We start from the raw sequence: 2,430 nt of genomic DNA, 5'->3' as shown, positions 1-2,430 counted from the left end.
TTGTATTTGGCAAGTAAAAAATGTATGAAATGGCATTTAAAAATGCATGCCACTTGCCAATCGGTTTTACTGATGTAATAAAGCCTCTTTATAGCGAAAGCTATCTCCTTGAAACACTAATAAATGTGAGTGATGAATCAAACGATCAATGACGGCTTCTGTTAAAATGGAGTCACCAAAGACATGGTTCCATTGCCCAAATTGAAGGTTCGTCGTGATGACGAGACTCTTACTTTCATAACACATCGATATAACTTGAAAAAGTAATTCTGCGCCTTCTTTATTCAAGGGTATATAGCCGAGTTCGTCTAAAATCAGTAAATCTAGCTTTTCTAGTCGTTTCATAAGCTTTGGCAGCGATTCATTTTGGTTCGCTTCAATTAATTGGTTTGCTAAGCCTGCCACAGTGTGGAATTTCACTTTACTGCCAAACCTATGTATGGCATTTAGGGACAGTAACGTTGCCAAATATGTTTTTCCTGTTCCAACACCCCCATACAAAATCAAGTTTTCTTTATTGTGAATGAAGTCTCCATGCAAAATATTCATTCTTTCAATTCCTTGTGGAATTTGAATATGCTCCCACTGAAAAGGTTGATCTCCAGTCTTCGGTAATTGAGCTTGTTTGAGTAATAGGTTCACCTTTCTCTCTTCTCGATTTTCTACTTCCTTTTCAAAGAGCTTTAGAAGGTATTCCTCATGACTTTCTGCTTTCACACTTTCAAAGTTTTCTCGGATCCAGCTTAATTTCAGACGCTTGGCATAAGCTTCGATTTGTTCTTTCACTTTTCTGCACCTCCTTCATGGAAGAAGGCATCGTAATGAGAGAGTCCACGTGTCATATCAGGAATCTTTGGAACGTTCTTACCTGTAGGAACACTCATGTGTGTGTTACTTTGATTTAATAAAGAATAAAAACAATGTTTAATTTGATCAACATGAGGATGCCCGTGTTTTGAAGACAATGCCAAAGCTTGATTTAATAACGTAAAATCATTATTTTTTAACAGCTTTCCTATCAGCCGTAAGGCTGCTTTTTGTTCTTCTTCTGTACAGCTCTTCAGATACGAAGACCATTCTTCAGGAAACTGATCGTATAAACTTGAGTATTTGATTGCCTTTGGACGTTTGGCTAATAAATCAAGATAAGGTTGCCATACCATTGATTGTCTTTTGATGCCATATAATCGCTGGTGACGTACGATCACATCATGATCTTCAGTTAGAATGGTGATCATATTATAAGAGATACATACCTTTACACGCTGTTTGGCAAAGCGTGGCGAAGTAGAATACTGTTTCGCATCAATCGCAATAAATCCGTATTTATCAGCTTTGATATCTTGGTATCGAACACATTCAAAGTCTTTTTCTGGTAACACAAGCCATTCGTTCTTATCTTCCGTAAATAATTCAGATTGAAGCACTTTCTTTTGATAATGCGGTCGTTGACGATCTTCCTCAGCGAGTTCCCATAATGTTTTATTAAATTGATCAAGGTCAGTAATTACACACTCGGGGAGTAGGTAGTTATTTCGTACATATTTGACCATGGCCTCGACATGCCCTTTTTCATTTCCCTTTCCAGGATTACAGAACTCATAATGAAAGCCATAGTGGAGGACAAAACGTTCAAATGTGTCCGTTAATTCTCGTTCTCCCTTTGACTTGATCTTCTTCACCGCAGGTGATAAATTATCAAACCTTATGGTTTTAGGGACACCACCCATATAACGAAACATACGTGAGAGCCCCTCAAGAAGACACTCCGTATTTTCAGATGGGAACACTTGAAAGTAAAACGTGTTACTGTATGGAAAAGACAGAACCAAAAATGGCAAATCAATGACGTTACCTCCATACTGGAAAGGTGCTGTACCGAAATCAACTTGTGCTGTTCCTGGAACTGCTTCAAGGGGGAGAGCCGCCTCTTGATCATATTCATTGAGTGCTTTCTTTCGCTTTGATACGTAATCACGGACCGTTCGATAAGAACCTTTAAAACTATGAAATTTCTTTAACTGCTGGTACATACGCTTTGCGGTACGATGGTTTTTCTTTTTCTTTTTGAAATCTTCTTTGATCCATTTATCAATGATCGGTTTTACAGGACCCATGACTGGTGAATAACGCTTTTGAGGTTTCCTTTCACGAAACTCTTCTTGATTTGCGTATTTTTTAACCGTTCGAGGGTCAACCTCGACTCTCCTAGAAACATCGGCGTAACTTTCACCTTTTTGGTTTACCTCATGTCTGATATAATCAATCTGTGCCACTGCTAACATCTCCTAATAACCTCCTGCTGAACGTTGTTGGTCCAACGAGGAGTTTAAAGTTATCTTGGGGTGTTGGCAAGTGGCTTTTTTTGCGTCTAATAGACCTACATAAATTAAGTGCCAAAACCTACATTTTTAGAATGCCATAAACAAT

Annotated in this window: 2 protein-coding genes; both read right to left on the bottom strand. The window is 38.3% G+C overall.

Annotated elements, in window-relative coordinates; translation table 11 throughout:
* Positions 1–66: 66 nt before the first annotated feature.
* Positions 67–786, bottom strand: coding sequence for an IS21-like element helper ATPase IstB (gene istB, locus BLT18_RS17830; RefSeq protein WP_091277121.1), 720 nt, complete (start codon positions 784–786; stop codon positions 67–69).
* A complete protein-coding gene (gene istA, locus BLT18_RS17825; RefSeq protein ID WP_091277119.1) occupies positions 783–2,285 on the bottom strand; it encodes an IS21 family transposase in 1,503 nt (500 codons plus the stop codon). Before istA ends, istB begins: the two co-directional genes overlap by 4 nt.
* Positions 2,286–2,430 lie beyond the last annotated feature (145 nt).

Origin of the sequence: Alteribacillus persepolensis, from assembly GCF_900099605.1 — a bacterium.
Lineage (GTDB): Bacteria > Bacillota > Bacilli > Bacillales > Marinococcaceae > Alteribacillus > Alteribacillus persepolensis.
This window is presented reverse-complemented; position numbering and strand designations above follow the sequence as displayed.